Source organism: Promicromonospora sp. NPDC057488 (assembly GCF_042802395.1).
Taxonomy (GTDB): domain Bacteria; phylum Actinomycetota; class Actinomycetes; order Actinomycetales; family Cellulomonadaceae; genus Promicromonospora.
In genome coordinates this window covers 1-4954 of the sequence record NZ_JBHVEG010000283.1, presented here as the reverse complement: position 1 = coordinate 4954, position 4954 = coordinate 1, and the positions used below count along the sequence as shown (strand labels likewise).

Sequence of the window (4954 nt, the reverse complement as noted above, 5' to 3'; positions counted from 1 at the left end):
CTCCATGAGCCCTCATGGAGCGACCAACCCTACGTTCGGTGCCGTGCGCGACGGCGGCAGTGGGGTCAGGCCTTGCGGAGGTAGGCCCGGACCGCGATCGGCGCGAAGATCGCCACGACGACGGCGGCGCTGAGCAGCGTCCAGCCGACGTCGGCGGTGACCAGGCCCTCGTTCGCCAGCGTGCGCACGGCGGAGACCAGGTGCGACACCGGGTTCACGTTCACGAACGCCTGCATCCAGCCCGGCAGGGTGTCGACCTCGACGAAGGCGTTGGACAGGAACGTCAGCGGGAACAGGACCATGAACGAGACGCCCTGCACGAACGTGGCCGAGCGCGCGATCACGCCGATGTAGGCGAAGATCCAGCTCAGCGCCCACGCGCAGACGATCACGAGCAGGCCGGCGAGCACCACGCCGCCGAACCCGCCGCCGGGACGCCAGCCCATGACCATGCCGGTCAGGAATGTGATGGTGGTCGCGACGACGTAGCGGACGGTGTCGGCCAGCAGGGCCCCGGCGAGCGGTGCGATGCGGGCGATCGGCAGAGAGCGGAACCGGTCGAACACGCCCTTGTCCATGTCCTCCCGGAGCTGGACGCCGGTCACCACGGAGGCCGTGATGACGGTCTGCGCCAGGATGCCCGGGATGATCAGCGGCAGGTAGGCCGCCACGCTGCCCGAGACGGCGCCGCCGAACAGGTAGGTGAACATCAGCGTGAAGATGATGGGCTGGAAGGTCACGTCGATGAGCTGCTCGGGCGTGTGCCGCACCTTGAGCAGCCCGCGGTAGGCCATGGTGACCGACTGCGAGACGGTGGTGGCCAGCCCGATCCGTGCCGGTCGAGGCGTGACGGGGCTGGGCGCTGGGGCGAGGGTCGCGGTGGTCATGCGTTCACCTTCTCGGTGTGGTCGGAGGAGGGGCCGGCCGCGACGGCGTCGTCGTCGGCTGCGTGGCCCGTGAGGGTCAGGAAGACCTCGTCCAGGCTCGGCTTGTCGAGGCTGACCGAGTCGATGGCCACGCTCGCCTCGCGGAACCGGACGAGCAGGTCGGCGACGGCCTCGGCGTGGGGGACGGGCACCGTGATGCGCAGCCCCTCGGGGGCGACGGTCCCCGCGGTGCCGAACACCTGCTGCACCAGGCTGAGGGCGGTGCCCAGGTCGCCCGGCTCGGCCAGCCCGACCTGGAGCGACTGGGCGCCCACGGTGGCCTTGAGCTCGTCGGCGGTGCCCTCGGCCACTACCTTGCCGCGGTCGATGACGGCGATCCGGTCGGCGAGCTGGTCGGCCTCGTCGAGGTACTGGGTGGTCAGCAGCACGGTGGAGCCGTCCGCGACCAGGCGGCGGATGGTGTCCCACATCTGGTTGCGGGTACGCGGGTCCAGGCCGGTCGTGGGCTCGTCCAGGAAGATGAGCGGCGGCCGGGCGATCAGGCTCGCCGCCAGGTCGAGCCGACGGCGCATGCCGCCCGAGTAGTCGCGCAGGGGCCGCTTGGCGGCTTCCGTCAGGGAGAACTCCTCCAGGAGCTCGGCCGCCTTGGCCCGCGCGGCGCGCGACGACAGGCCGAGCAGGCGGCCGAAGACCACCAGGTTCTCGGTGGCGCTCAGCGTCTCGTCGACGGAGGCGTACTGGCCCGTCACGCCGATGAGGGAGCGCACGGCGGCGGCGTCGCGGACGACGTCGTACCCGAGCACGCGGGCCTCGCCGCCGTCGGGCCGCAGCAGGGTGGCGAGCATGCGGATGGTCGTGGTCTTGCCCGCGCCGTTGGGCCCGAGGACGCCGTAGACGGTCCCGGTGCGGACGGTGAGGTCGACGCCGTCCACGGCGCGGTTGTCGCCGAAGATCTTGACGAGGCCCTGTGCCTCGATCGCGTTCGTGTTCATGTCTCCAGCCTGTGGGGGAGGGCTCGCACGGGGCTGTCAGACCGCTGTCACGGGTCGCGCCGGGCCACCCGCCGATGACGGCTCCGGTACGGGTGCTCGTGCTGAGCATGTTCGAGCTCGACGAGTACGTCCACGCCGCGTTGCGCGCCGGCGCGAGCGGCTTCCTGCTCAAGGACGTTGATCCCGCGCTGCTCGTCGACGCGATCCGGCGTACCCGTTCGGGCGAGTCACTGTTCGCACCGAGCATCCTCACCCGGCTCGTCGCGCACTACCTGGACCGGCCCACGCCGCACGACCCGCCCCACCACACCGCCGCACCCACCGGAGGCGGAGCAGACCCGCTCACCGCCCGGGAGACCGAGGTGCTGACCCAGGTGGGCCGGGGCCTATCGAACGACGAGATCACCCGGGCGCTGACCATCTCCATGGGGACCGTGAAGTCTCACATCGGCAGCCTGCTGGCCAAGCTGCACGCCCGTGACCGGGCGCAGCTGGTCATCGCGGCCTATGACCACGGCCTGGTGGGCAGCGCTCGGAACGCGGACTAGGGGCTGGTGCGCGGCCCGCTCAGCGCACGCGCGTCGTCAGCCACACCCGGGTGGTGCCCGCGATCAGCGCCGCCGCGCCGATCATGTGCAGCCCGACCAGCAGCTCCGGCAGGTCCGTGAAGTACTGGACGTACCCGATCAGCCCCTGGGCCAGCGTGATGACGAGCAGGATCACGGCGGCCCGGCGCACCGTGTCGGGCCCGCGGCGGACCGCTACGAGCACGGAGATCAGCGCCACCATGAACACCCACACCGCGGCGGCGTGCCACTTGGTCAGGATCGCGGGGTCGATGGCGAACCGGTAGCCCACCTCGGAGTCGCCGCTGTGCGGGCCGGCCCCCGTGGTGAGCACGCCGAGCACCACGACGACGGCGGTCAGCCCGGCCAGCACCCAGGTCAGGTTCCGCACCTGCGGCGTCACCACGAGGCGGGGGGTGCTGTCGCCCTCGCCGTGCCTGTGCAGCAGGTACAGGGACGCGGCGACCAGCGCGCCCGAGACGGCGAAGTGCAGGGACACCCAGCCCGGGTGCAGGTGGAGCAGCACCACGATGCCGCCGATCAGCGCCTGCATCATGACGCCGACGATCGGCACCAGGCCGAGCATGCGGTACGACGCCGTGCGCTTCAGGTCGGTGCAGACCAGCACCGCGAGCAGCACCGCGACGACCCCCAGCACGCCGGTCAGCGTGCGGTTCCCGAACTCGATGTACGGGTGCAGCGTGGTGGCCTCGTGGAACACCGGCGTGAAGCTGCCCGGCTCGCACTGCGGCCACGTGGAGCAGCCCAGCCCCGAGTCCGTCAGGCGCACGGCGCCGCCGGTCCCGATGATCCCGATCTGGCCGATCAGGTTCGCGATCAGGACGGCGCGGGTCCAGCGCCGGAAACGGTCCACGCGGCCGGGGAGCGCGTCGATCCAGGAGGTGGGGGCGGCGGGTGCGGTCACGGGTCCCACGCTAGTGCCCGCCGGCGACGACGCCTCCCGTGCTGGTCCCGCTCCAGGTGTGATTCTTTGCCGACTACCTGTCAGGAACGCCACAGGGGCCCCGGCGCGATGCCGGGACCCCTGCGAGACCGTGACGAGGAGGAGCTGAACGGTCAGAGACCGCTGACGTTGAGCAGCAGGTTCGGCGAACCGGTGCCCGGGTCGGTCACGGCGTCCTGCACCGCGGCGCCGGTGAGGGCGTCACCGACCTCGGCCGGCGTCGCGCTCGGGTTGCCGCCCAGGACGAGCGCAGCGGCGCCCGCGACGTGCGGCGTGGCCATCGAGGTACCACTGATGGTGTTGGTGTCGCTGTCACCGGTGTACCAGGCCGACGTGATGTCGGTGCCCGGCGCGAAGATGTCCACGCAGGTGCCGATGTTGGAGTACACGGCGCGGGCGTCCGTGTCCTCGGTGGCGCCCACCGTGATCGCCTCGGGGGTGGAGCTCGGCGAACCGTCGCAGGCGTCGGCGGCGTAGTCGTTGCCGGCGGCCAGCGCGAAGGTGACGCCGTCCGCGACGGCTGCGGAGACGGCGTCGTTCACGGCCTGCGAGAAGCCGCCGCCCAGGGACATGTTGGCCACCGCGGGCTCGCCCGCCTCGTGGTCGGCCGTGACCCAGTCGATGCCGGCGATCACGCCGTCGAAGGAGCCCGAGCCGGAGCAGTCCAGCACGCGCACGCCGACGAGCGAGACGTCCTTGGCCACGCCGTAGGCCGAGCCGCCGACGGTGCCCGCGACGTGCGTGCCGTGGCCCGCGCAGTCGGTGGCGTCGTCGTCGCCGTCCACGGTGTCGGTGCCGCTGACCGCGCGGCCGCCGAAGTCCTCGTGGCTGTTCAGGATGCCGGTGTCGATGATGTACGCCGTCACGCCCGAGCCCGAGTTCCCGTAGGTGTAGGAGTCGTCGAGGGGCAGGCTCTCCTGGTCGATGCGGTCCAGGCCCCAGGAGGGGACCGGCGACTGCGTGTCGGACGCGGTCATCACGCGGTTCTGCTCCACGTACGCGACGGACGGGTCCGCCTCGAGCCGCTCGGCCTGCTCCGCCGACATCGACGCCGAGAAGCCGCGCACCGCGTTGGTGTACGAGTGGCGCACCTCGCCGCCGTACTCCTGCACCAGGCTGCTGGCCGCGCTCCGGACCTGCTTCTTGCTGACGTCGCTGTCCTTGAGGACCACGATGTACGAGTCCTCGATCAGCGCACCCGCGACGGGCGCTGGCGCCTCGTCCGGTGCCGCCGAGGTCATGGCCGCTGCCGCCGGGGCCGCCGCGAGGGCGATCGCGATGCCGGCACCGACGATCAGCCGACGACGGTTGCTGTGAGTGGAAGTCACGCTGCCTCCCTGGGGAATGTAGGTGAAGTGAACCCTAAATGGGCAAATTTCACCCGCATACCCTACGAATTGGTCATACTCCCCGGGTATGGGGTTGGGGATCTACTTACCCAAACCGGGCAGTTCGCCGGGAGGCCAGGGGAGATGCCAGTGCCGCTGACGGCGGCAGGTCTGGTGGGGTCGGCAGTTGGCATCGAGGTCGGCACAGCCCTGTGCC

5 protein-coding genes are annotated in these 4954 nt (G+C 71.3%); 1 reads left to right on the top strand and 4 read right to left on the bottom strand.

Annotated elements, in window-relative coordinates:
- Window positions 1–65: 65 nt before the first annotated feature.
- On the bottom strand, window positions 66–887 hold the full coding sequence (locus ACFU5G_RS29090) for an ABC transporter permease (RefSeq protein ID WP_377252476.1): 822 nt from the start codon (window positions 885–887) through the stop codon (window positions 66–68).
- The gene (locus ACFU5G_RS29085; RefSeq protein ID WP_377252474.1) at window positions 884–1879 is read right to left on the bottom strand and encodes an ATP-binding cassette domain-containing protein; all 996 of its coding nucleotides are present in this window, start codon (window positions 1877–1879) and stop codon (window positions 884–886) included. The genes ACFU5G_RS29090 and ACFU5G_RS29085 overlap by 4 nt, the downstream gene beginning before the upstream one ends.
- Window positions 1880–1953: 74 nt before the next feature.
- Between ACFU5G_RS29085 and ACFU5G_RS29080 the strand changes: the two genes are divergently transcribed.
- Window positions 1954–2427: a LuxR C-terminal-related transcriptional regulator gene (locus ACFU5G_RS29080; protein WP_377252472.1), complete on the top strand. Its 474-nt coding sequence runs from the start codon at window positions 1954–1956 to the stop codon at window positions 2425–2427.
- A 19-nt stretch (window positions 2428–2446) separates the two neighbouring features.
- Here ACFU5G_RS29080 and ACFU5G_RS29075 read toward each other — a convergent pair whose 3' ends face one another.
- Both ACFU5G_RS29075 and ACFU5G_RS29070 read right to left on the bottom strand, forming a co-directional pair.
- A complete protein-coding gene (locus ACFU5G_RS29075) occupies window positions 2447–3370 on the bottom strand; it encodes a heme A synthase (RefSeq protein WP_377252470.1) in 924 nt (307 codons plus the stop codon).
- A gap of 152 nt (window positions 3371–3522) precedes the next feature.
- Window positions 3523–4737 (bottom strand): S8 family peptidase, encoded by a 1215-nt coding sequence (locus ACFU5G_RS29070; protein WP_377252468.1) that lies wholly within the window; start codon window positions 4735–4737, stop codon window positions 3523–3525.
- Between the last annotated feature and the right edge of the window lie 217 nt (window positions 4738–4954).

Coding starts and splice junctions, on each gene's coding strand:
- ACFU5G_RS29090 (WP_377252476.1), bottom strand. CDS start 887: ATGACCACCGCGACCCTCGCCCCAGCGCCCAGCCCCGTCACGCCTCGA.
- ACFU5G_RS29085 (WP_377252474.1), bottom strand. CDS start 1,879: ATGAACACGAACGCGATCGAGGCACAGGGCCTCGTCAAGATCTTCGGC.
- ACFU5G_RS29080 (WP_377252472.1), top strand. CDS start 1,954: ATGACGGCTCCGGTACGGGTGCTCGTGCTGAGCATGTTCGAGCTCGAC.